Annotated in this window: 34 protein-coding genes; 1 reads left to right on the top strand and 33 read right to left on the bottom strand. The window is 47.7% G+C overall.

The features are described from left to right. Positions 1 to 40: 40 nt before the first annotated feature. From rpsM to LKD71_RS05515, 29 genes are all read right to left on the bottom strand, one after another. Entirely contained in the window at positions 41 to 409 is a 369-nt protein-coding gene (rpsM, locus tag LKD71_RS05375) for a 30S ribosomal protein S13 (RefSeq protein WP_178045977.1), read from the bottom strand. Positions 410 to 730: 321 nt separating this feature from the next. Further along, positions 731 to 844 carry a 50S ribosomal protein L36 gene (gene rpmJ / locus LKD71_RS05380; RefSeq protein WP_003022746.1) on the bottom strand — a complete coding sequence of 38 codons (114 nt, stop codon included), beginning with the start codon at positions 842 to 844 and terminating at the stop codon, positions 731 to 733. Positions 845 to 1048: 204 nt separating this feature from the next. After that, positions 1049 to 1267, bottom strand: coding sequence for a translation initiation factor IF-1 (infA, locus tag LKD71_RS05385; protein ID WP_005428560.1), 219 nt, complete (start codon positions 1265 to 1267; stop codon positions 1049 to 1051). Between the two features lie 17 nt (positions 1268 to 1284). Continuing rightward, the gene (locus LKD71_RS05390) at positions 1285 to 1539 is read right to left on the bottom strand and encodes a KOW domain-containing RNA-binding protein (protein WP_227614653.1); all 255 of its coding nucleotides are present in this window, start codon (positions 1537 to 1539) and stop codon (positions 1285 to 1287) included. 14 nt (positions 1540 to 1553) lie between these two features. Further along, on the bottom strand, positions 1554 to 2315 hold the full coding sequence (gene map, locus LKD71_RS05395) for a type I methionyl aminopeptidase (RefSeq protein ID WP_227614654.1): 762 nt from the start codon (positions 2313 to 2315) through the stop codon (positions 1554 to 1556). 4 nt (positions 2316 to 2319) lie between these two features. After that, positions 2320 to 2964, bottom strand: a complete 645-nt coding sequence (locus LKD71_RS05400) for an adenylate kinase (protein ID WP_178045979.1) — start codon at positions 2962 to 2964, stop codon at positions 2320 to 2322. A 256-nt stretch (positions 2965 to 3220) separates the two neighbouring features. Next, positions 3221 to 4570: a preprotein translocase subunit SecY gene (gene secY, locus LKD71_RS05405; RefSeq protein ID WP_227614655.1), complete on the bottom strand. Its 1350-nt coding sequence runs from the start codon at positions 4568 to 4570 to the stop codon at positions 3221 to 3223. Next, positions 4570 to 5010: a 50S ribosomal protein L15 gene (gene rplO, locus LKD71_RS05410; protein ID WP_227614656.1), complete on the bottom strand. Its 441-nt coding sequence runs from the start codon at positions 5008 to 5010 to the stop codon at positions 4570 to 4572. The genes secY and rplO overlap by 1 nt, the downstream gene beginning before the upstream one ends. A 31-nt stretch (positions 5011 to 5041) precedes the next feature. Continuing rightward, on the bottom strand, positions 5042 to 5224 hold the full coding sequence (gene rpmD / locus LKD71_RS05415) for a 50S ribosomal protein L30 (protein ID WP_178045982.1): 183 nt from the start codon (positions 5222 to 5224) through the stop codon (positions 5042 to 5044). A 14-nt stretch (positions 5225 to 5238) separates the two neighbouring features. Continuing rightward, positions 5239 to 5748 carry a 30S ribosomal protein S5 gene (gene rpsE, locus LKD71_RS05420; protein ID WP_178045983.1) on the bottom strand — a complete coding sequence of 170 codons (510 nt, stop codon included), beginning with the start codon at positions 5746 to 5748 and terminating at the stop codon, positions 5239 to 5241. Between the two features lie 20 nt (positions 5749 to 5768). Further along, a complete protein-coding gene (rplR, locus tag LKD71_RS05425; protein WP_178045984.1) occupies positions 5769 to 6137 on the bottom strand; it encodes a 50S ribosomal protein L18 in 369 nt (122 codons plus the stop codon). A gap of 18 nt (positions 6138 to 6155) precedes the next feature. Then, positions 6156 to 6695, bottom strand: a complete 540-nt coding sequence (gene rplF, locus LKD71_RS05430; protein ID WP_178045985.1) for a 50S ribosomal protein L6 — start codon at positions 6693 to 6695, stop codon at positions 6156 to 6158. Between the two features lie 106 nt (positions 6696 to 6801). Then, complete coding sequence (rpsH, locus tag LKD71_RS05435; RefSeq protein WP_178045986.1) at positions 6802 to 7203, bottom strand: 30S ribosomal protein S8; 402 nt, start codon at positions 7201 to 7203, stop codon at positions 6802 to 6804. Between the two features lie 316 nt (positions 7204 to 7519). Further along, positions 7520 to 7705 carry a type Z 30S ribosomal protein S14 gene (locus LKD71_RS05440; RefSeq protein ID WP_075721580.1) on the bottom strand — a complete coding sequence of 62 codons (186 nt, stop codon included), beginning with the start codon at positions 7703 to 7705 and terminating at the stop codon, positions 7520 to 7522. Between the two features lie 17 nt (positions 7706 to 7722). Further along, a complete protein-coding gene (rplE, locus tag LKD71_RS05445) occupies positions 7723 to 8265 on the bottom strand; it encodes a 50S ribosomal protein L5 (protein ID WP_178045987.1) in 543 nt (180 codons plus the stop codon). 23 nt (positions 8266 to 8288) lie between these two features. After that, positions 8289 to 8588, bottom strand: coding sequence for a 50S ribosomal protein L24 (gene rplX / locus LKD71_RS05450; protein ID WP_431835016.1), 300 nt, complete (start codon positions 8586 to 8588; stop codon positions 8289 to 8291). A 15-nt stretch (positions 8589 to 8603) separates the two neighbouring features. Next, positions 8604 to 8972, bottom strand: a complete 369-nt coding sequence (gene rplN / locus LKD71_RS05455; RefSeq protein ID WP_178045988.1) for a 50S ribosomal protein L14 — start codon at positions 8970 to 8972, stop codon at positions 8604 to 8606. 17 nt (positions 8973 to 8989) lie between these two features. Beyond that, positions 8990 to 9244 carry a 30S ribosomal protein S17 gene (rpsQ, locus tag LKD71_RS05460; protein ID WP_117767426.1) on the bottom strand — a complete coding sequence of 85 codons (255 nt, stop codon included), beginning with the start codon at positions 9242 to 9244 and terminating at the stop codon, positions 8990 to 8992. Positions 9245 to 9270: 26 nt separating this feature from the next. Continuing rightward, positions 9271 to 9471, bottom strand: a complete 201-nt coding sequence (gene rpmC, locus LKD71_RS05465) for a 50S ribosomal protein L29 (protein WP_117767427.1) — start codon at positions 9469 to 9471, stop codon at positions 9271 to 9273. Further along, complete coding sequence (rplP, locus tag LKD71_RS05470) at positions 9461 to 9898, bottom strand: 50S ribosomal protein L16 (protein WP_117767428.1); 438 nt, start codon at positions 9896 to 9898, stop codon at positions 9461 to 9463. Before rplP ends, rpmC begins: the two co-directional genes overlap by 11 nt. Further along, positions 9898 to 10554, bottom strand: a complete 657-nt coding sequence (gene rpsC, locus LKD71_RS05475; protein WP_178045989.1) for a 30S ribosomal protein S3 — start codon at positions 10552 to 10554, stop codon at positions 9898 to 9900. The genes rplP and rpsC overlap by 1 nt, the downstream gene beginning before the upstream one ends. A 14-nt stretch (positions 10555 to 10568) precedes the next feature. Continuing rightward, positions 10569 to 10955: a 50S ribosomal protein L22 gene (gene rplV, locus LKD71_RS05480; RefSeq protein WP_178045990.1), complete on the bottom strand. Its 387-nt coding sequence runs from the start codon at positions 10953 to 10955 to the stop codon at positions 10569 to 10571. 28 nt (positions 10956 to 10983) lie between these two features. Beyond that, positions 10984 to 11268 (bottom strand): 30S ribosomal protein S19, encoded by a 285-nt coding sequence (gene rpsS / locus LKD71_RS05485; RefSeq protein WP_117767431.1) that lies wholly within the window; start codon positions 11266 to 11268, stop codon positions 10984 to 10986. 34 nt (positions 11269 to 11302) lie between these two features. After that, positions 11303 to 12145, bottom strand: coding sequence for a 50S ribosomal protein L2 (gene rplB, locus LKD71_RS05490; RefSeq protein WP_178045991.1), 843 nt, complete (start codon positions 12143 to 12145; stop codon positions 11303 to 11305). 65 nt (positions 12146 to 12210) lie between these two features. Next, positions 12211 to 12510 carry a 50S ribosomal protein L23 gene (rplW, locus tag LKD71_RS05495; RefSeq protein ID WP_178045992.1) on the bottom strand — a complete coding sequence of 100 codons (300 nt, stop codon included), beginning with the start codon at positions 12508 to 12510 and terminating at the stop codon, positions 12211 to 12213. After that, complete coding sequence (gene rplD, locus LKD71_RS05500) at positions 12510 to 13130, bottom strand: 50S ribosomal protein L4 (protein WP_178045993.1); 621 nt, start codon at positions 13128 to 13130, stop codon at positions 12510 to 12512. Before rplD ends, rplW begins: the two co-directional genes overlap by 1 nt. A gap of 30 nt (positions 13131 to 13160) precedes the next feature. Further along, positions 13161 to 13796, bottom strand: coding sequence for a 50S ribosomal protein L3 (gene rplC, locus LKD71_RS05505; protein WP_227614657.1), 636 nt, complete (start codon positions 13794 to 13796; stop codon positions 13161 to 13163). A 138-nt stretch (positions 13797 to 13934) separates the two neighbouring features. Beyond that, the gene (gene rpsJ, locus LKD71_RS05510) at positions 13935 to 14255 is read right to left on the bottom strand and encodes a 30S ribosomal protein S10 (RefSeq protein WP_117767436.1); all 321 of its coding nucleotides are present in this window, start codon (positions 14253 to 14255) and stop codon (positions 13935 to 13937) included. Between the two features lie 430 nt (positions 14256 to 14685). Continuing rightward, complete coding sequence (locus LKD71_RS05515) at positions 14686 to 16248, bottom strand: nitrite/sulfite reductase (RefSeq protein WP_227614658.1); 1563 nt, start codon at positions 16246 to 16248, stop codon at positions 14686 to 14688. A gap of 434 nt (positions 16249 to 16682) precedes the next feature. Here LKD71_RS05515 and LKD71_RS05520 point away from each other — a divergent pair, with 434 nt between their 5' ends. Next, positions 16683 to 18128: a hypothetical protein gene (locus tag LKD71_RS05520; RefSeq protein ID WP_227614659.1), complete on the top strand. Its 1446-nt coding sequence runs from the start codon at positions 16683 to 16685 to the stop codon at positions 18126 to 18128. 50 nt (positions 18129 to 18178) lie between these two features. Here LKD71_RS05520 and LKD71_RS05525 read toward each other — a convergent pair whose 3' ends face one another. The 4 genes from LKD71_RS05525 to LKD71_RS05540 are packed head-to-tail and all read right to left on the bottom strand — an operon-like array spanning position 18179 to position 22589. Then, positions 18179 to 19210 (bottom strand): transglutaminase domain-containing protein, encoded by a 1032-nt coding sequence (locus tag LKD71_RS05525; protein ID WP_227614660.1) that lies wholly within the window; start codon positions 19208 to 19210, stop codon positions 18179 to 18181. A gap of 23 nt (positions 19211 to 19233) precedes the next feature. Next, complete coding sequence (locus LKD71_RS05530; protein ID WP_227614661.1) at positions 19234 to 20247, bottom strand: transglutaminase domain-containing protein; 1014 nt, start codon at positions 20245 to 20247, stop codon at positions 19234 to 19236. 21 nt (positions 20248 to 20268) lie between these two features. Beyond that, entirely contained in the window at positions 20269 to 21192 is a 924-nt protein-coding gene (locus LKD71_RS05535; RefSeq protein ID WP_227614662.1) for an SH3 domain-containing protein, read from the bottom strand. Beyond that, entirely contained in the window at positions 21189 to 22589 is a 1401-nt protein-coding gene (locus tag LKD71_RS05540) for an alginate O-acetyltransferase AlgX-related protein (RefSeq protein ID WP_227614663.1), read from the bottom strand. Before LKD71_RS05540 ends, LKD71_RS05535 begins: the two co-directional genes overlap by 4 nt. Positions 22590 to 22591 lie beyond the last annotated feature (2 nt).

Below are 22591 nucleotides of genomic sequence, written 5' to 3' on the forward strand. Positions count from 1 at the left end.
TTAAACTAACCTACTTTCTCAAATATTCAACGATGGTTTATTATTTCTTCTTGTTAGCAACAGTTCTCTTCGGACCTTTTCTGGTACGAGCGTTTGTCTTGGTCTTCTGGCCACGAACCGGAAGTCCTTTTCTATGACGAACACCTCTGTAGCATCCGATTTCCTGCAGTCTCTTGATGTTCATTGCGATCTCACGACGAAGGTCACCCTCAACGGTAACGGTCTCGTCGATTGCATCACGAATACGTCCTACTTCTTCATCGGTCAGATCTCTGACACGGGTATCCGGATTGACATTTGCCTTCTCCAGAATTTTTACGGAACTTGCTCTACCGATACCGTAGATATAAGTTAATCCGATCTCTACACGTTTTTCTCTTGGTAAGTCTACACCAGCAATACGAGCCATGTAACATTTCCTCCATTAATATTTGATATCGTCTTAAATTGAGGCGGTGTGGATTCTTCGATCCCACAGCCCAGCACAGCGAAGCCATGCCTTTCCGTACACTCGAACTTATTTGCGAGGCGCTTTGCAGCTCTCTTCGTTCAACTGCCGACCCGGTACAAGTCGGGAGCGGTGGGCTAACCGCAGCGTCCGGTATTGTAAGCAATATACGGTGAAACAAGTCCACTTTCTATTGTTATCAGTGTTTCCACGCCTCCTGGCGTTTCGCACTGCAGCCGCTCTTCATTGTTTGGAAAATCTCAGTATAAAGTGTGAATAAAATCAACCCTGACGCTGTTTGTGCTTCGGATTCTCACAGATAATACGGATACTTCCCTTTCTCTTGATGACTTTGCATTTCTCGCAAATCGGTTTTACTGAAGATCTAACTTTCATGATGGTCCTCCTTTCCACCTTGTCGTGAACATTTGGGCATAAAAAAAATAAGCCCTTTGCACAGTTCGTGAATGAGTATAACACCTTACCTAATAAAAAGCAAGCTTTTTTTCGTTTTTTCTTGTTCACTTTTGGGGATTTTTTTAAAAAACCGCACTCCAGACGATTTTCACTCGCCTGAAGTACGGTTTCCTTTGATTTGGCTTATTTATCTCTCCAAATGATGCGTCCCTTGGACAGATCATACGGGGACAGCTCGATGGTTACTTTGTCGCCGGGAAGAATACGGATGAAATTCATCCGAAGCTTTCCGCTGATGTGAGCCAGAACGACGTGTTTGTTCTCCAGCTCTACTTTGAACATGGCGTTGGGTAATTTTTCCAGAACTGTTCCTTCTACTTCAATAACATCTGCTTTTGACATCTGCCTTAAAAAACCTCCTATAACTCTTTCCTGAGATATTGTTTGATGATTCGCTTGACCGCTTCATTGGTGAGCGGTTCCGGCGCCTCCACGGCGCCTTTCTTGATGACCTGAATGTGTTTCCGGTTCTTCCGTTTTGGTGAAGCTGTATCTTTCAGTTTTCCATCGGAAAGCCAGACGAATTTCTCGTCCGCTTTCACGATGTAATAGAGGCTGCCTTTGTCATGACCGGCCAGGGAATAGGCCAGCATGCCCGGTCTGATCTCTTCCATATCAAGACCTGCCATTATACATGACCCAGAGTCAGGATATCCGGTTCGCCCTCTTCGTTGATGAGAATCGTATTCTCATAGTGAGCGGACAGGCTTCCGTCCTCAGTCACAACGGTCCAGTCGTCGTCCAGCCACTCGACATCCGGGCGGCCGATGTTGATCATGGGCTCGATGGCCAGGGTCATTCCCGGCATCAGACGGATACCTTTTCTCTTCTGACGGAAGTTCGGGATCTGGGGATCCTCATGAAGAGCATGGCCGATTCCATGGCCGACAAGCTCCTCTACGATGCCGTAGCCAAAGGGCTCTACATAGTCTGCAATAGCGTTGGAAATATCAAACAGATGATTGCCTGCTACTGCTTTCTTGATTCCCTCGAAGAAACTCTGACGGGTCACGTCAATGAGCTTCTGTGCCTCGGGAGTGATCTGGCCTACCGCATGGGTTCTGGCTGCATCGGAATGCATGCCCTTGTAGATCAGGCCAGCGTCGATGCTGACGATATCACCCTCCTGAAGGATCTTGTGCTTGTTGGGGATGGAATGAACTACTTCGTCATTTACGGAAATACAAAAGGATGCCGGATAACCGTTATAATTCAGGAAATTCGGGATGCATCCAAGGCTGCGAATCGTCTTCTCTCCCAGATGGTCAAGTTCCCAAGTGGAGATGCCCGGCCGAATCGCCTCCTCCAGTTCTTTGTGAACAATCTCGAGGAGTCTTCCGGCTTCTCTCATTAACTCAATTTCTTTCGCAGATTTAATTGTTACTGACATATGATCATTCTCCTAAAATATTGACAATTGCCTGGAATACGTCTTTCATATCAACGGTTCCATCCACGTTTTTCAGAATGCCGGCTTTCTCATAATAATCGATCAGCGGCTGTGTCTGCTCATGATAAACATTCAGACGCTTCTGAACAGTCTCGGGCTTGTCATCATCACGAAGAACCAGATGCTCACCACAGGTGTCACAAATATCCTCTGCCTTCGGTGCATTGTAAACCACATGATAGGTAGCGCCGCAGCCTACGCAGGCTCTTCTGCCGCCCATACGGTGAACAATGTTCTCATCCGGTACATCTACATTGATGGCATAATCCATCTTCTGGCCAAGCTTATCAAGAGCTGTGGTCAGGCACTCTGCCTGGGGAATCGTTCTCGGAAATCCGTCCAGTACATAACCATTGGCACAATCCGGCTGCTGAATACGATCAACTACGAGATCACAGGTCAGTTCGTCCGGCACCAGTGCGCCCTGATCCATATAAGTTTTCGCTTTCTTTCCAAGCTCGGTTCCGTTCTTGATGTTTGCGCGGAAAATATCGCCTGTGGAAATATGCGGAATTCCGTATTTCTCAGCAATCTTCTTGGCCTGAGTTCCTTTTCCAGCCCCCGGTGCTCCTAACATAATAATTTTCATACTCTTGCCCCACCTTTCTTCTTCATGAAACTGTTCTTTTATGGCGCAAAACAAAGATGTGTATCCTTGTAATCCCCCATACACATCTTTTTGATGTTCATTCGGAACAGCCTATTCAGTTGGATTATATCATATATTTTAAAAGTAGTACAGGAAAAAATCCGCATAATCCGGCTTCTTCCTGAGATTTTTCCCCAGAAAAAAGACAAGTGCACGCCCCTCCCCCGCAAAACTGCGAAAGACGGAGCGTACACCATCAATCTCCCAGGAAACCTCTGTAATTGCGGACGAGCATCTGGGACTCGATCTGTTTCAGAGTCTCAAGGATAACGCCTACAATAATGATCAGAGAAGTACCGCCGAAGGATACGCTGGCTCCGAACACACCATTGAATACAAGCGGAATGGTCACAACGATGATCAGACCGATCGCACCGATAAAGATGATGTAGTTCAGGATCTTGTTCAGGTAATCCTGAGTCGGCTTACCGGGACGGATACCCGGGATAAATCCACCCTGCTTCTTCATGTTGTCCGCTACCTCAATCGGATTGAAGGTAATGGAGGTATAGAAGTAAGCAAAGAATACATTCAGTACCACATACAGCACGAAACCAAGTGTGTATACCGGCTGATTCAGATTAAACCAGCTGCCCTGATTCAGGCCAGTGATAATCTTGCTGCCGATTCCGGTGCCGCCGGTTTTTCCCATAAAGGAAGCAACCATGGTGGGCATGGACATCAGGGAAGATGCGAAGATGACCGGAATAACGCCGGCAGTATTGACTTTCAGAGGAATGAAGCTGCTCTGTCCGCCAACCATCTTGCGGCCCTGCATTTTCTTGGAATACTGTACAGGAATCTTTCTGGTTGCATCATTCAGGACAATAACCAGAACGATTGTTACCAGAATAACGGCAATGATGATCACAGCTGCCAGCGCACCTTTTGCAACAGTCTGACCATCCTTGAAGACGAAAATCTCAAAGAGGCTATTCATATCGCTGGGGATACGGGAAAGAATGTTGATCATCAGGACGATGGAAGTACCATTGCCTACGCCCTTTTCTGTGATACGCTCACCAATCCACATCAGGAAGGTAGAACCGGCAGTCAGAGCTGCCACAACAGTGATCACGGCACCCGCTTTGGTGATGAAGGTAGCGCTGGAGGAAGACATTGCAGGGATCAGACCCTGGTTTCCAAATCCAATCGCCATAGCTGTACCCTCGATGAGAGCCAGACCAACGGTCACATAACGGGTGATAGCAGTCAGTTTCTTTCTTCCATCCTCTCCGTCGCGCTGCATTTCCTCAAGCTGGGGAATTGCAATGGTCAGAAGCTGGATGATAATCGAAGATGTAATGTACGGTGTGATACTCAGAGCCAGAATAGACATCTGCTCAAAAGAACCTCCCGTGAAGGCATTGAAAAAGTTGAATGCCTCAGCACTCTGCTTTGCGAACCAGCTGGAAAAGTAGGTTCGATCAACGCCCGGGCAGGGCAGCTGGGATCCAAGACGGATCACCAGCAGCATCATGAAGGTAAAGAACAACCGCTGCCTAAGGTCTTTCACCTTTAAGGCGTTACGCAGTGTTGCTAACATTAGATCACCTCTGCTTTTCCACCAAGAGCCTCGATCTTAGCCTTTGCACTCGCGCTGAATGCGTTAGCTTTTACTGTCAGCTTCTTTGTCAGTTCGCCATTTCCGAGGATCTTCACACCATCTTTCGGGTTTTTGATAACACCGGCTTCGATGAGAGTCTCAACGGTAACCTCTGTATCGTTATCGAATCTCTCAAGAGCACTGATATTGATTGCCTCAATATCCAGTGTATTTCTGTTGGTGAATCCTCTCTTCGGAAGACGTCTGTACAAAGGCATCTGACCACCTTCGAAACCGGTACGCGGAGCGCCGGAACGAGCTTTCTGTCCTTTATGTCCTTTACCAGCAGTCTTGCCATTTCCTGAAGCATGACCGCGGCCTCTTCTGAAGTTATCACTGTGCTTGGAACCTGCAGCAGGCTGTAAGTTGGATAATTCCATGATGACACCTCCTTATATCAAATAATTGTTATTAGATCTCTTCTACTTTTACTAAATGTCTAACCTGAGCAATCATACCTTTGGTAGCAGCATTGTTCGGCAGCTCTACGGATTTGTTGAGTTTCTTGAGTCCAAGAGCCTCAACGGTAGCGCGATGCTTCGGGATGGCACCGATGGTTGATTTTACTAAGGTGATTTTTAACTTATCTGCCATTTTTGAAGACCTCCTTAAGCAAGAATCTCTTCTACAGATTTACCACGGAGTTTTGCAACCTCCTCCGGGGATTTCATCTGTTTCAGACCATTGATGGTTGCCAGAACAACGTTCTGTTTGTTTCTGGATCCCAGGCATTTGGTACGGATGTTCTTAATACCAGCCATCTCCAGTACGCTACGAGCCGGGCCACCGGAGATGATACCGGTACCTTCGGGAGCTCTCTTCAGAAGAACGGATGCGCTTCCGAATACTCCAGTCCAGTCGTGGGGTACAGAATTGTTTGCATCAAGCTCAACCTTGATCAGTTTCTTGGTTGCATCCTCTTTACCTTTGCGGATTGCTTCCGGAATCTCGGTAGCTTTTCCAAGGCCAACACCAACGTGACCGTTACCATCGCCTACAACTACCAGAGCAGTGAAACGCATGGTACGTCCGCCTTTAACAGTTTTGGATACACGTTTGATTGATACTACTTTATCATTTAATTCAAGCTGACTAGCATCAATAATTTCATGCCTCATGTGTTCTTTTCCTCCTTGTCTTAGAATTCCAGACCAGCTTCACGAGCTGCCTCAGCTAATGCTTTCACTTTACCCTGATAAATGAAGCCGCCTCTATCAAAGACAACGGTGTTGATACCCTTTTCCAGAGCTTTCTTAGCGATTACGGTTCCTAATTTTGCTGCAGCTTCAACGTTGTTGGTTTTCTCAAGACCGTCTTTAACATCCTTCTGAAGGGTGCAAGCGGAAACCAGAGTCTTTCCAACAGTATCGTCGATAATCTGAGCATACATATGATTGTTGCTTCTAAACACAGCTAATCTCGGTCTCTCGGTTGTGCCGCTGAAACGATTGCGGATTTTGCGGTGCTTATTTTCACGAACTTTAGTTCTAGATTCTTTGCTAACCATTTTCACACTCTCCTTAGATTATTTCTTACCAGTCTTACCAACTTTACGTCTGATAACCTCATCAGCATATTTGATTCCTTTGCCCTTGTAGGGTTCCGGAGCTCTCTTCTCTCTGATCTCGGCTGCGTACTGGCCAACTTTTTCTTTGCTGATACCTTTAACGATGATCTTGTTGCCTTCTACAACGGTCTCGATGTCAGCAGGATCTTCCATATCTACGGAGTGGGAATATCCCAGGGACAGAACCAGTTTCTTACCCTGTTTTGCTGCTTTGTAACCTACACCATTAACCTCAAGGGTTTTCTGGTAGCCTTCGCTTACACCAACAACCATGTTGTGGATCAGTGTTCTGGTCAGGCCGTGCAGGGATTTCATCTTCTTCAGATCATTCGGACGGGTAACTACTACATGGCCATCCTCAACCTTAATGGTCATCTCTGCCGGAAGAACTCTCTCGAGAGTACCTTTAGCGCCTTTAACGGTAACTTTGTTGCCCTCAGCAACCTCAACAGTAACACCTGCCGGGATGACAACGGGCTGTCTTCCAATTCGTGACATGTTATATGTCCTCCTATAACTTAGATTTTCGGAGAAAGCCGAAGCTTTCTCTGTTTTCAGTTTCTATTGTCAAGCTTCAAAAGAAGCCTGCTTTCGTCAGCGTTGATTACCAAACGAATGCCAGAACCTCGCCGCCGATCTGAAGCTTACGAGCCTCTTTGTCGGTGATAACGCCCTGGTTGGTAGAAAGGATAGCTACGCCAAGACCGCCAAGTACTTTCGGCAGGTTCTCTTTGTCAGCGTATACACGCAGACCCGGTTTGGAAATTCTCTTCAGGCCGGTGATGATCTTCTCATTCTTATCTGCACCGTATTTCAGCTCGATGTGGATAGTTTTGAATACGCCATCCTCGATAATGTCATATTTCTTAATGTAACCCTCATCCAGAAGGATATTGGCGATTGCAATTTTCATTTTGGATGCCGGTACATCTACAGTATCATGTTTCGCAGTGTTAGCGTTACGGATTCTTGTAAGCATATCTGCAATCGGATCACTCATGTTCATTGAGTTTTGCCTCCTTTACGTTAAATATATGGAATAATGGATATTTGAAGTTGAATTCAAGTGGTGTGAGTGGCATCTCGAAGCCTGACAGCTTCTCGATGTGAAAGGGTTCGCTGATATCCAAAGGCAAGAACCACAAAAATGGCGGCTGGCCAAAGAAGAAATCAGGACGCATGTCGGCAAGTGTGAATACTCACACTTGCTGTCGCAGTAAATCCGTCATAGCTTCAAAAGCCTGCGAGCAGTCTTTTGAAACTCTGTCGTTTTTCCTGCCGACATGCTGGTTGGGGATGGGAACCCTTTTGCTCTCCCCTGCTTACCAGCTGGCTTTCTTTACGCCCGGGATCTGGCCTTTGTATGCCAGCTCACGGAAGCAGATTCTGCAAATTCCATATTTTCTCAGGTATGCATGCGGACGACCGCAGATTCTGCAGCGATTGTACTCTCTGGTGGAGAATTTCTGCTTACGCTGCTGTTTGATTTTCATTGACGTTTTAGCCATGAAATTGTCCCTCCTAATTATTTAGCAAACGGCATATTGAACTGTGCCAGTAATTCACGAGCTTCTTCATCGGTCTTAGCGGTGGTAACGAAGATGATATCCATACCTCTTACCTTGTCAACCTTATCGTACTCGATTTCCGGGAAGATCAGCTGCTCTTTGATACCAAGAGCGTAGTTTCCACGGCCGTCAAATGCGTTCGGATTAACACCTCTGAAGTCACGAACTCGCGGCAGTGCTAAGTTAATTAAGCGATCTGCGAACTCATACATTCTGTCGCCACGCAGAGTAACTTTGCATCCGATCGGCATACCCTCTCTGATTTTGAAGTTAGCCACGGATTTCTTTGCTCTTGTTACAACTGCTTTCTGGCCTGTGATGATTTCCATATCTTTAATGGCGGTCTCTAAAGCTTTGGCATTCTCTTTTGCTTCACCAACACCCATGTTGATTACGATCTTGTCCAGCTTCGGAACTTCCATGATGTTTTTGTACTCGAATTTCTTTTTCAGAGCTTCTACGATCTCGCTCTGATACTGCTCTTTCAGTCTGCTACTCAACTTGTGCAACCTCCTCTCTTAAATTAGTCGATAACTTCGCCGGTTGCCTTCGCAACACGAACCTTCTTGTCGCCTTCCATCTTGAAGCCAACGCGGGTAGCTTTGCCTTTTACAACAAGCATAACGTTGGATGCATCGATGGGAGCCTCTTTGTTTACGATACCGCCCTGCTGGTTAGCAGCGGAGGGTTTCGTATGTTTGGTTACCATGTTGACGCCCTCAACCAGAACTTTACCGTCTTTAACAGCGAGGACTTTGCCTTCTTTGTCTTTATCTTTACCAGCGATTACCTTTACGGTGTCGCCCTTTTTGATTTTCATCATTTTACCGGCACCTCCTTATAATACTTCCGGAGCCAGGGAAGCAATTTTCATAAACTGCTTATCACGAAGCTCTCTGGCTACTGGCCCAAAAATACGGGTTCCTCTCGGAGTCTTATCATCCTTGATAATTACAGCAGCATTTTCATCGAAACGAATATAAGAACCGTCTTTACGACGAGTGCCATTTACGGTACGAACAACTACGGCTTTCACTACGTCGCCTTTTTTTACAACGCCGCCTGGTGTTGCATCTTTAACAGAAGCTACGATGATGTCTCCTACACTTGCATATCTTCTGGTAGAACCACCCATAACACGGATGCAAAGAAGCTCTTTGGCACCAGTATTATCAGCAACTTTCAGTCTTGTCTCCTGCTGGATCATGCTGAATACCTCCTAAATTATTTAACCTTCTCAACGACTTCCACAAGTCTCCATCTCTTATCCTTGGAGAGCGGTCTTGTTTCCATAACTTTTACGGTATCACCTTTGCGGCATTCGTTGTTCTCGTCATGTGCTTTCAGTTTATAAGTTCTCTTTACAATTTTCTTGTAAAGCGGATGTTTTACATGGTCTTCTACAGCAACCACGATGGTTTTATCCATCTTATCGCTGACAACTTTACCGGTACGAACTTTTCTCAGATTACGTTCCACAGTAGTACTCCTTTCTATTCAACCGATTACTCAGCCTTCTCGGTGATGATGGTCTGAATTCTTGCGATATTCTTGCGAACCTCTTTGATTCTGCTTGTGTTGTCAAGCTGATTGGTCGCATTCTGGAATCTCAGGTTGAAGAGTTCCTTTTTAGCAGCTACTAATTCTTCATTTAATTCTGCAGCTGATTTTGCCTTTAAATCTTCTACATACTTATTAATTTTCACTGTTATCACCGCCTTCTAAGTCTGCACGAGAAACGATTTTACATTTGCAGGGTAACTTGTGCATAGCAAGACGCAGAGCCTCACGAGCAACATCTTCGGGTACGCCAGCCAGCTCGAACAGTACGCGTCCGGGTTTTACTACTGCTACCCAGTACTCCAGAGTACCTTTACCGGAACCCATTCGAGTCTCAGCGGGTTTTGCGGTTACAGGTTTATCCGGGAAAATTTTGATCCAAACTTTACCACCACGTTTGATATAACGGGTCATAGCCACACGGGCTGCCTCGATCTGATTGGATTTAATCCAGCAGGGTTCGGTTGCAACTAAACCATATTCACCATTGGAGATGGTGTTTCCTCTAAGCGCTTTTCCGGCCATGGAGCCACGGAACTGTTTACGGCGCTTTACTCTCTTCGGCATTAACATTATTTATCGCTCCCTTCCTTATGTGCTTTTGTCGGAAGAACCTCGCCTTTGTAGATCCAAACTTTAACACCAAGTTTTCCGTATGTGGTGTCAGCCTCGGCGAAGCCATAGTCAATATCTGCTCTTAATGTCTGCAGGGGAATGGTTCCCTCGCTGTAGAACTCGGTACGCGCAATATCTGCACCGCCCACACGTCCGGCAACAGCGGTCTTGATACCTTTGATGCCAGATTTCATGGAACGACCCATGCAGGATTTCATAGCACGACGGAAGGAAACACGGTTTTCCAGCTGGAGTGCGATGTTCTCTGCTACAAGCTGAGCATCACGATCCGGTCTCTTCACTTCCTTGATGTCTACTACAATTTTCTTGGAAGTCAGTTTCTGAACTTCTGCTTTTACTTTTTCGATTTCTGCGCCGCCTTTACCGATTACAACGCCCGGTTTTGCGGTGTAGATGATAACCTTTACTCTGTCGGAAGCTCTTTCAATCTCGATACGGGAAACTCCGGCACTATATAATCTCTTCTTCAGGTATGTTCTGATGTTGTAATCCTCAACAAGATTGTCAGCGAAGTCAGCTTCTGCATACCATTTAGAATCCCAGTCCTTAATAACGCCGACTCTCAGGCCGTGCGGATTAACTTTCTGTCCCATGCTTTACCTCCTAATTATCTCTCATTCAGCACAACGGTGATGTGGCTCATTCTCTTTTCGATTCTGTAAGCTCTACCCTGTGCTCTCGGTCTGATTCTCTTCATGGTCGGTCCCTGGTTTGCGTAGCACTCCTCTACATAAAGATTATCAACATTCATTCCATTATTGTTTTCAGCGTTTGCGATTGCTGATTTCAGTAATTTTTCAACTAAGGTGGAAGCATATCTCGGATTGTACATAACAATACCAAGAGCAGTCTTCACGTCCTTACCTCTGATGGCATCTAATACGAAGCATGCTTTCTGAACAGATACGCGAGCGTAAGATAAAGTAGCTGACGGTCTGGTATCCTTCTTTGCATTTCTTTCACGTTTAATCTGACTTCTATGTCCCTTTGCCATTGATGTAACCTCCTTTCAAAAGTACGAATTATTTACGAACGCCGGACTTCTTCTCGTCTTTACCGTGACCTCTGTAGGTTCTGGTAGCAACGAACTCACCCAGTTTATGTCCAACCATATCCTCGGTTACATAAACGGGCACATGTTTTCTGCCGTCGTGAACTGCGATTGTATGTCCAACCATCTGCGGGAAAATAGTGGAACGGCGGGACCAGGTTTTGATAACCTGTTTGTTACCTGCAGCGTTCATAGCATCTACTTTTTTCAGTAAGCTTTCATCGGCAAATGGTCCTTTTTTCAGTGAACGAGCCATGAGTGTTAACCTCCTTGTTTACTATCCTTGTTAATTAGTTGATTGCCTTGCCGTCGCGTCTTCTTACAATCATCTTATTAGATTTCTTGTTTTTCTTTCTGGTCTTCAGGCCAAGAGCAGGTTTGCCCCACGGTGTGCAGGGACCCGGACGTCCGATACCAGTCTTTCCTTCTCCACCACCATGCGGATGGTCGTTCGGGTTCATTACGGAACCACGGACAGTCGGTCTGATACCCATGTGACGTTTTCTACCAGCTTTACCGATGTTGATCAGATTGTGCTCAGCGTTGCCAACCACACCCACGGTTGCTCTACAAATAATCGGAACCATTCTCATCTCACCAGAGGGAAGACGAAGAGTTGCGTATTTACCTTCTTTAGCCATCAGCTGTGCGCCGTTTCCAGCAGAACGAACAAGCTGTCCGCCTTTGCCCGGATAAAGCTCAACGTTGTGAACCATGGTACCTACTGCAATCTCGGAAAGGGGCAGGCAGTTACCGACTCTAACCTCGGCTTCCGGTCCATTCATAACCTTCATGCCAACCTTCAGTCCCTCGGGAGCAAGGATATATGCTTTCTCACCATCTGCGTAGCAGATCAGTGCGATGTTTGCTGTTCTGTTCGGATCGTACTCGATTCCAACTACAGTTGCGGGGATTCCATCTTTTCTTCTCTTGAAGTCGATGATTCTGTATTTCTTTCTGCTTCCACCGCCCTGGTGTCTTACAGTGATTTTACCCTGATTGTTACGTCCAGCGTTTTTCTGGAGAGATACAAGCAGGCTTTTCTCCGGTGTAGTCTTTGTGATTTCAGAGAAATCGGAACCGGTCATATGTCTTCTGGAAGGGGTATATGGATTATATACTTTAATTCCCATTGTTGTTTCTCCTTTCGATGTTTATCATCATGCTATCGAAGCAGCATATAGATTAAGGACAAAGATTAAAGTCCTTCGAAGATCTCGATATCCTTGCTGTCAGCAGTAAGGGTAACGATTGCTTTCTTGGTCTTGGAAGTCTTGCCAACTACCATTCCACGGCGACGGTTCTTTCCGTCCTGGTTCATGGTATTTACGCTTTTAACTTTTGTTCCCTCGAACATTTTTTCAACGGCTTCCTTGATCTGATTCTTAGTAGCATCGGTATGAACCAGGAAAGTGTATTTTTTCTCAGCCATAGCGTTCATGCTTTTCTCGGTAACAACCGGTTTCAGGATGACATCATAGTACTTTACGTCTGCCATTATGCGTACACCTCCTCGATTGCTGCTACAGCGTCCTTGGTCAGGACTACGGTATTGTATTTCATTACATCGTATACGTTAATGGTGTTTACCAGAGCGGTCTTTACATCCGGGATATTTCTTGCGGAAAGAACCACGTTTGCATCGTTCTCTTTGGTAACTACCAGAGCTTTGTTCACGTTCAGGCTGTTCAGTACGTTCTGCATAGCCTTTGTTTTCGGAGCATCCATGGTCAGCTGATCCAGTACGATGAGCTTGTTAGCCTGTACACGGCTGGTCAGAGCGGACTTCAGAGCTGCTCTCTTTTCTTTTTTGTTCATTTTGAAAGAATAGTCTCTCGGAACCGGTGCGAATACCATTCCGCCGCCTGTCCACTGCGGAGCTCTTGTTGAACCCTGTCTTGCATGACCGGTTCCTTTCTGTCTCCAGGGCTTTCTTCCGCCGCCAGATACTTCAGAACGGGTTTTGGCCTTCTGTGTACCCTGACGATTATTTGCAAGCTGGTTTACAACTGCCATGTGTACGAGGTGCTCGTTGATCTCTACACCAAATACAGCATCGTTCAGTTCGATGGTACCAACTTCTTTACCTTCCATATTGTAAACGGTTACGTTTGCCATTCTGTTGTTCCTCCTTTCCTAAAAAGTGCCTTATTTACCGGACTTAACGGTCTCTTTAACAGTTACTAATGCTTTCTTCGGTCCCGGTACGGCACCTTTCACTAAGAGAAGATTGTTTTCTACGTCAACTTTTACGATCTCCAGGTTCTGAACAGTGATCTGTTTGTGACCCATGTGACCCGGCATTCCTTTTCCTTTGAAAACTTTGGACGGATCGGAGCAAGCGCCGTTGGAACCCTGATGACGATGGAATTTGGAACCATGAGCCATCGGACCTCTGTGCTGTCCGTTTTTCTTGATTGCGCCCTGGAAGCCTTTACCTTTGGAGATTGCAGTAGCGTCGATCTTGTCACCAGCGGTGAAGATGTCTGCTTTGATCTCCTGAGCAACTGCGTACTCCTCTGCGTTTTCAAATTTGAACTCTCTTACATATCTCTTGTAAGACACGCCAGCCTTGTCAAAGTGGCCTTTCATCGGTTTGTTGATGAGTTTCTCTCTCTTGTCAACAAAACCTACCTGTACTGCTTTGTAACCGTCGTTGTCTTCGGTTTTCACCTGAGTTACTACACAGGGACCAGCCTGAAGTACGGTTACCGGGGTTAATACTCCGTCTTCGTTGAAGATCTGAGTCATTCCGACTTTTGTAGCTAAGATCGCTTTCTTCATTCTTTTTACCTCCTGTTTTTCTACAGCGGATCACAGTTTGTGATCATCCTAGTCAAACAGTCAATATAAGTGGAACTTGACGTTACTTCTATATCAACCTTTTAGGATTCGCTCTAATTAAAGAATTGTGTTGGCTTATCAGCCTTTTGCTTTCATCTTGATGTCAACATAGACACCAGCGGGCATTTCCAGTCTGGACAGTGCATCTACTGTCTTCTGGGTCGGAGCGGTGATATCGATCAGTCTCTTGTGAGTTCTCTGCTCAAACTGTTCTCTGGAATCTTTGTACTTATGAACGGCACGAAGAATGGTTACTACCTCTTTCTTAGTGGGAAGGGGAACCGGTCCGCTCACCTGTGCTCCATTTTTCTTTACAGTTTCAATGATTTTTTTAGCAGATGCATCGATTAACTGATGATCATACGCTTTGAGAGTGATTCTCATTACCTGACTTGCCATAAAAAAAGTCGCCTCCTTATTCGCACTTTTAATGAGTACGACAAGCGGTGACTGTACACGCTCCCGGGTGTTTCACGAACATTCCGGGTTGTTTTCCATCAAGGCCTGGTGTGTTTCAGGCTCCCGAACACAATTATGTTCCTTTTCTGTGATGGTCAGTTTTAGTACAGTGACTTGTCGCCAGTTTTTAAACTTGACATTCGCTCCACGGAAAACCTGCGGATACCCGCAGCAACCTCACGTTTCAACGCTATCAAGGTCACAACAGTTTGTATTATAATGGAAACGGTTCCAAAATGCAAGAGGTTTTTTCAAATTTTTTTAATTTTTTTCTAATTTTCTTTTTCAGGGCATTTTTCCAGGAAAAATGCCGGTCCGGCGGAGCTTTTTCCACCGGATCGGCACAGTTTCTTCCTTATATAATAGGTTCTTATCTGAGATAAAGTGCTGCCACAGCTTCGATGCCGCCCGGATGTTTCTCATTCCAGGTATTGAAATCCTCTCCGCTCTCAGCAACAGCTTTGCCTAAAGCCACAAGAAATTCCGGAATATCGGCCTCAGCCATGGTTCCAGCCTCGTGGCCCATGGTCTCCTCTTCCTGGCGCTCACAGCCGTTGATATAGAGGACAAAGCCGGATTCCAGTTTTCCATCCACCTTTACGGAAGCGCCGCGGAAGCCCAGAGCGCCTGTCTGGTGGGTACCACAGGAGGAAGGACAGCCGGAGATATGGATCTGGGGCAGGGTTCCGTCGGGAAGACCAGCTTCCTTTACCCGCTCCACACAGGCCCGCAGAAGTCCCTGGGAATCCCGAAGTCCCACCTGGCAGACGGAAGCGCCGATGCAGCTGACAGAGGTTTCAAAAAGACTCTGAGCCATATCTTTCTGAATGATCGTGTTGAGACGCTCTGCCTCCGCTCCGGTCAGATTGATGATGTAGGCTGTCTCATAGGGTGCCAGCCGAAGCTCCACTCCCTCGATCTCTTCCATGGCGTCTGCGAGCTCACAGAAGACTGCCGGGTCCGGCATACCGCCGATCGGATGCCAGGCCAGGGCATAGAGACCTTCCTGTTTCTGCTCAATGGCGTTGCTGCCGGTGAAAACGGTTTCATCGCCTGTTTTCCTGCTGTTTTCCGTGGAAGCTTCTTTAAGATCTTTCAGCTTCAGGTCTTCGCCGGAGGCACAGACCTCTTTTAATTTTTCCTGAAAAGCTTCCTTATATTTCTCCGGACTGCCTAAAGACTCCTGCATATAGCGGGTTCTCGCCTTGCCGCGGTTCTCGTAGTTTCCGTAGGTGCGGAAGGTCAGCCACATAGCCCTGATATAAAAGAGGATATCATCCGGCTCCACGGCCTCCGCCACTTTCACACCAAACCGGGGATTGTTTCCCAGGCCGCCGGCGCTGTAGACATCAAATTTTCCGTCTTCCCTGGCCGCAAAGCCCAGATCACGGTAGGTAGCATGGGTGAGGTTCGCCGGTGAGCTGGAAAAGCCGACTTTCAGCTTTCTCGGCATCTTCTCCGCCTTAATAAAATGCATCAGATAATCACCTGCGGCTTTGGCATAAGGCTGAACGTTGAAATATTCGCCTTTCTCCACGCCGGCCAGCGGGGAGCACATAATATTCCGGGGGAAATCTCCGCCTCCGCCCATGGTGACGATCCCCGCATCCAGGGCTTTCTCCATAATCTCACAGACAGCCGTCTCATTCAGATCATGAAGCTGGATGGACTGACAGGTGGTAAAATGCATCCTTTTCACCTGGTATTCCCGGATCATTTTTGCGATAAAACATACTTTTTCTCTGGGAACGACTCCCGCCGTCATACGGAGACGAAGCATACTGGCTTTTCCATCCTTCTGGGCATAGCTTCCATAAAGACCGGAGAAGCCCTTGTAATCATTTTTCTTCAGCTCGCCTTTGTAAAAGGCCGCTGTTTTTTCCCGGAAAGCAGGAAGGTCCTGCTTCCACTCCTGTGGATCTATCGGTTTCATGAGGTACTTCCTTTCCTTTAATTACACGGATTGTTCCGTGCTTCGCACTCTCACAATCCTTCCTGAAATTAAGTATAACATAAAAGGAGCCAGGGAACAATGAAAAAGCCTTCTGTTCCCCGGCGAATTTTCGTATTTTAAAGGAAAGGCATGCCCCTGTCCCAGGATCAGCTTCCATATTCCACCCGACGGGTTGGGAAGGAGGGGTGCCGGATGAAAACGGACAGAGGCATGCAGTTGACACCAGAATTATTTTACACTATTTTTTCCGCTTTGGTATGTTTAGACATAAATTTAGACATTTTTTCACTTTGACTCTGTATCACTTGACATTCTCTTTTCCCGGTCATACAATATTTTATATTTGCGTAACTGTTCACTACTTTCATAGTTATATTTGCACTTTACATTTTTTTGCAAAGGAGGACCTTCCATTGTCCGATTTTTCCGATCTTCTGGATCATGCTATTGCCCGTTCCAATCTCTCCATGCTCGAACTGCAGGAAGCCAGCGGCATTCCGATCAGCTATCTTTACAAGCTCCGCAAGGGAGTACGTTTTACGAAAAAATATACCCCCAACGTTCTGTCCCTGATCTACGCTCTCCAGTGCCCCAAGGCCGAAGAAGCCCGGCTGCTTCAGGAGTTCCAGATCGAAACCATCGGAAAAGAAACTTTCCGTTGTCTCCATTCCATCCGCGACATCATCGCTTCCATCGGCCCCAGGGATCTCCGGGAGTTTCCGCCGGTTTCTTCAGAAACCCATGATTTTTCCTCTTCTGCTCGTCTCTCCGGCGAGCTGGAGATCAATGCCTGTTTAAGGAAACTTCTCCTGGAGCAGGCGGCTCAGAAGGAAAAAGGCTCTGTGCTGATGCTGGGAGGCGAGCAGCATTCTTTCTTAAAAGAAACCATTCCGCCGATCCTCCACAATTCCGACGTGCAGGTGAGGCATCTCTTCCGTCTCGACAGCCATACCTACCCGGAAAGCGAATCCCACAATCTGGAGACCTTAAAGCCCATTCTCCGATACTTTTTCTGTGGTTTTGGTTATCATCCGAAATATATCTATACTTACAATGACAGTTATGACCGCAGGATTACGATTTTCGATACGCTGCTCATTTTCGGCCACAAGATTGCCATCGCCATGACCGGCGAGGATCATGCTCTGGTGCTGACCAGTCCGGATGAAATCGCTTTCTTCGAGGCGCGTTTTCAGGATCTCTACAACTCCGGTCAGACTCTTATGACTTCCATTTCCGGGCTTATGGGTCTGCAGAACGCTTTTATGGATGCAGAAGCCACGGTGAAAAATTATACTTACTATTCCCTTGAAAATTCCTTCTGTTCCCTTTCCTTCCTGAGCAAGGATATGCTCTTTGCCCATCTGGCAGTACGGGATGAGGAGACAGAGCAGCTTCTGGCTGATTTTCTCAGACGCTCCGAATATCTTCTGGAGCAGAAGCGTGTTTTCTATTACACGAAGGATTCCGTCCGCCAGTTTCTCGCCGACGGAAAGCTCGAATACCTTCCACAGGATCTCTACACGCCTCTGAATCCCCAGGAACGGCTGCTGGTGCTCCGGCGTCTCTTGAACCGCTGCACCCATCCCACCAGGAATCTGGAATATCATCTGATTTTGGACAACGCTTTCCCCATTCATCCCAATGCCATGATCGATGCCCTCTCCAAGAGCGCCAACTTCGTGGGTTACTATAACAACGACGATGTCTTTGAAACCTACCGCATTAAAGAGCCCAACCTCTCCAAATGGATCTATTTCTTTCTGGAGTCCCTGGCCTCCAGCGACTGGATATATAGCAATGAAGAACAGGCAGCGTTTCTGGAGGATGAGATTCAGAAGTTTTCACAGGAACATTAAAAAGGACCGGAAATCTTGTAATTTTGTCAAGGTTTCCGATCCTTCTCTATTTAAAGCGTATCATAGCCAGTAACCTGGCAGCTTAAGGGGTAGCCGCCGCTTCCGCAAACATAAGCGGAACCGGCGAAGGCCAGCTCGGTATCGTAATAAGCACCGTCCACAATGGTCCAGCAATGGCGGGTGAAGCCGTCTGCGGCCCCGTCACGGCTGCCGTGGATACGGCCGCGGACCAGAGTGACATCGCAGCCTGCGGCGTTGGTCAGATGTGCGAAGGCTGCTGCGAAGTTGTAACAGTTTCCCATACGGGTCGTCAGCATCTCATAAGCGTAGTCCACATCCCAGCCGTCGTAGTAGCTGTAGTTTCTCCAGGTCATATAGCTGAAATTGCTGTGGCTTACCATATAATTATAGCAGGCCTGGATCTTATCAGAACGGCTCATGGAGTCGTTGGTGATCTGGCTTAAGATCTCCTGGCATTTGAGCTCCAGAAGCTCGGATCTGCTCAGAGGTGCCTCTCCGTTGGCGCTGATCGTTGTCCCGTTGATGGTACGGTTTTTGATCATCTCACCGGTTTTCGGACTGAAATAGTATTTCTTTCCGTCGATGATCTGCCAGCCGGTCAGCATCTCTCCGCGGTAGGAGAAATAGTACTGTTTTTTTCCGATGGTCTGGATTCCCGGCAGGGCCCGGCCCCGCTTACTGAAATAAAACTGCTTCTTATTGATCTTCTGCCAGCCGGTGAGGAACTGCCCTCTTCTGTCAGCAAAATAGACGATCGAGCCTTTGCGGATAAAGCGGCTGGTCATGAGACGGCCCCGTGCATCAAAGCAGTAAATTTTTCCGTTGATGCCGATGATCGCATCTTTCACCATCTTGCCTTTGGAATTAAACCAGTACTTATATCCCTTATAAGTGACCCAGCGGTTGATACGGGGACTGACCTGAGCCACTCCCCCTAAATTGTCAGAAGTGCTTACTGTCTTTAAGCTTTCCACAGAATCAGCTGCCGCCACGGGGGCTGCAACTGAACCTGCCAGCAGAACAACTGCACTTATGAAAGCCAGTGCTCTTGTTTGCTTCATCTTTTGTTCTCTCCTTATTTCTCTTAAAGTGCTACATGAAGGATTGGATGGAGCTCATAGACTCCGTAGGGAGCTCCATAATATTTATTATAATTCTTCGCCTCCGCAAAGAGCGGATCGTAAACCAGACCGTTGATCTCCGCCCAGCTGTGAGCCAGGCCCCAGGTGCCGTCGGAATCCGTGCAGACATAGATATTTGTATAGCCGATGGCCTTTGCCAGATAAGCAAAAGCGCAAGCATCGGACTCACAGTTTCCACCGCCCAGCAGGAAATGATCATTGGCATAAAGTGCCGGCCATCCCGGCTCGTTGACAAATTTCCGTCTCATGACGTAGGGCTTCTTGATGACCCAGTCAAAGCAGGCTTTCAGCTTCTGCTCCTGCGTCATGCTGGAATTGGTGATCTCCGCAGCGATCTTTTTTGCCCGCTCCAGAGTCTCGATATCCTGCACCTTCACGTCGCTGAGTTTCTTGCCGTCACCGTCATAGTAGAGATTTCCGTTCTGAGTGGCGACTTTTTTCATCTCCAGTCTTCCCCGGTCAGAGAGGTAATAGGTGGTGTTGCCCACAGTCTGGGTTCCGGTGAGAAGAATACCCTTCTGACTGAAAAGATAGGCCTTGCCGTTGATGGTCTGAAGTCCTTTTCTAAGCGCTCCGTCATTTCCGAAGTAGGCAAGTCCGTAAGGGAACTGCTGCCAGCCTTTTCTTGCGCTTCCGTCTGCTTTCAGAAAATAAAATTTTCCATCTACGCACACAAAGCAGTTCTTTTTGATCGTTCCCCAGTGATCTGCCCGGTATTTTTTCCCTTTATAAAAGACCCAGGAATCCTTTACCAGCTTTCCTCTCTGATTGAAATAGCAGGTCTTGTTCTTGATTCTGACAAAACCTTTTGCAATTTTTCCATTCTTATAATAATAGGCGACGCCATTTGAGGCTTTCTGCCAGCCCTCTTTTTTTGTCTCTGCGGCAGAAACCGGAAGACTCAGAAGAAGGCAGATCAGCAGGGCAAAAAACCCAATCTTTCTCTTTTTCATCATGTTCCCTCTTTTCCAGAAGTCTTAGTATTCTTCTCTTGCGGTGCTTCCGTCGGAGTAGATGATCTCGTAGTAGCCGTGGCCGCTTCCGTCGCAGTCGTCATAAGCCTGACGGCTCACCTCGTATTTACCCTGGGGAGCTGCTGCGCTCTGGCCGGAAGAAGCCTGGGATGCTGCCTGCTGGGCTGCAGCTGCTGCCGCCTGAGCCTCCGCTGCTGCCTGGGCCTGAGCTGCCTCCTCGGCTTTCACTGCGGCATCTGCGCTCTCTTTATCCTTGCTTAAGAAAGAACGGGCAATATAGCCGGTGGTCTCACCCATCACAACCTTATACCACTTGGGAGCAGCTCCGGTCACAGTCACTTCCTGGCCTAAGGATGCCACAGCCAGGGCCTCGGAATCGCCGTTGGCCTCTGCCCGGACATAAACGTCATTTACCACATACATGGTCACTTCTTTGTCAAACTCCACCTCGTCTGCGGTCTCGGCGGCCTCTTTGTCCTTGCCCTCCGCATTCTTGTACTCGATGTAAAGGAAACCATTATCCTTTACCAGTACGGGATCAGTCATGGCTGTCACATCCGCATCCGCGAAAACATGAACCTCTCCGTCCTCGCCAGTCAGTGTAAGTCCTGTAACGGTGCCTTCGCTCTCCGCTTCGGTCTCAGTCTCTGCGGTCTCGGTCTCTTCCTCTGCTGCGCCGACAACGGCCTCTTTTACGACATAGCCGGACTCATTTTTCAGAGTCACGATGGTCTCGCCGTCTTTTTTCACTTCCACATCGGGAGCGGCCTCGGTCTCAGCTTCGGTTTCCTCTGTCTCTGTCTCCAGCTCGGTGCTGACGGTCTCTGTTTCCGTCTCCGTCTCTGCCGCTGATACGGCGGGCGCTGTCATTCCAAGGACGGACACGACTGCCAGTCCCAGCATTGCTTTTACTGCCTGTCTTTTCATTGTGTGATCTCCTCCGTTATTTCATTATCATATATTTTTTCAAGCGTTTCTCCGCGGTCCGTGAGGATTTCCACCCGGTCCCCCGCCCCGGAAAGCTTATCCGTGGAAAGATAGAGCGTGAAGGCAGTATCGCTGCCCTCCTCACTTCTCGGGAACGCTTCATAAACCATCTGTCCGTTGATACGCAGATAAATTTTGGAATCCCAGTCCAGATACTGAGGATCTATCTTTCCTGTAATCTGGAAAAAGAGTCCCTGGCGGCGCATCGCGAGATTCTCTGCTCCGTCCGCTGCCACCTCGTCCTCCTCTTTGTCAAGAAGTGTGAGGCTTCCTTCCAGCACCGGCGGATTTTTCGCCATCTCCGGCAGGAAACGCTCGGCCCGCTCCACCACGACGGTGTCCGCGTTCTGGGTATCTACGTCGCTCAGCTGATAGGGAACGCCCCTGGAAAAATAGGCGTTGGCGTAGGCATCCGCAAAAAAGGGAAGCAGGGTATTTCCAAAGGAATCCCGGTACATCACGAGGCTGCCTTCCTTCACCGGATTCACTGTCGTGATCTTCGGATCGAAATTGCTCTCCACCTCGCCCACATAGGCAAAGGTCGTTGTCTTGTCGTAATAGACCTCGTCCTCCGGTGTCAGGGCTTTGGGATAAAGCATCTTGTCGAGATCGCCGATATGATCGGTCCGGACCTCATAAGCTTCGTCCTTGTAAGAATCGTGCATTTTCACCAGATCCGTCATGATCGCATCTGCCGCGAGAGACGCTCCCTTGTTGTTCCAGTGGGAGTCCCGCTCGTGGTAAAGCACCTCGTCCTGAGCCTCAAAAAGACTTTTGAGATCCGTATAATTGACCCCTTCCTTTTCCAGAATCGGTGTCAGCCGGGCCAGATTGTTGACCTCGGTGACTTTCAGGGAATCGTAATAGGGCATGTGTTCCCCGTAGAGAGAGTTCTTATTCGGGGCCACGGTAAAGAGGAATTTTTTTCCCCGGGCCGTGAAATTTTTCTGCATCATGGAAAGGGTGTGGGCCACGTTGAAAAGCCCCCGGTCCGAAAGCTGGTTGATTCCCAGATAATCGTCGAGGGAATCCTTATAATAGAGCCAGCCATCGGTTCCCTGAATCACGCCGGAAGCCGTGGACACCTGAAAGATTTTGCCGTTCACCAGGGCATTTGCCGTCACCAGTTCATTCCGGAAGGCAAAATGATCCTGAAAGTAGTCTCCCGCGTCGGAGAGCCAGTTTACGTTCAGCCCTTCCTCGGTCTTCAGGGCCGGAAAAGCGCTGAGAGTCCGGTTTTCCGAGGAAGCCTCCTCTTTGGTCAGCCCCATGCCGACAAGAGGCGTCAGGCAGACGCCGAAAAACAGGACACTGTATGCCAATTTCCATTTTTTCATCG

The sequence above is a fragment of the Fusicatenibacter faecihominis genome (assembly GCF_020686945.1).
Taxonomy (GTDB): Bacteria; Bacillota; Clostridia; order Lachnospirales; family Lachnospiraceae; genus Limivivens; species Limivivens faecihominis.